This is a genomic window from Sulfitobacter sp. HI0129 (assembly GCF_001635395.1).
Taxonomy (GTDB): domain Bacteria; phylum Pseudomonadota; class Alphaproteobacteria; order Rhodobacterales; family Rhodobacteraceae; genus Sulfitobacter.
In genome coordinates this window covers 1-221 of record NZ_LWGH01000101.1, presented here as the reverse complement: position 1 = coordinate 221, position 221 = coordinate 1, and the positions used below count along the sequence as shown (strand labels likewise).

At 62.9% G+C, this 221-nt stretch carries 1 pseudogene; it reads right to left on the bottom strand.

Annotated features, from left to right (window positions below):
* Positions 1–221, bottom strand: a pseudogene (locus tag A3764_RS00985) (hypothetical protein); the annotation flags it as partial.

The window sequence follows — 221 nt, the reverse complement described above, 5'->3', positions numbered from 1 at the left end:
CGTAGTCGCCGAATTCGACCATGATGCTGCGGGAATAGAAGTGCCATAGGCCACCGCTGGTCGGGTAAGCGATCTCCTGCCCGCTTTCCGAGATGAATGTCGCGGGCCAGGGCGCGTGGGATCCGTAGACCCGCTGGATGTAGCGGCAGGTCCGGTTCTCGCGATCACAGGAGCGGATCGACCAGTCCCATTGACGCGGCTCGTCACGCGGCTCATAGGAG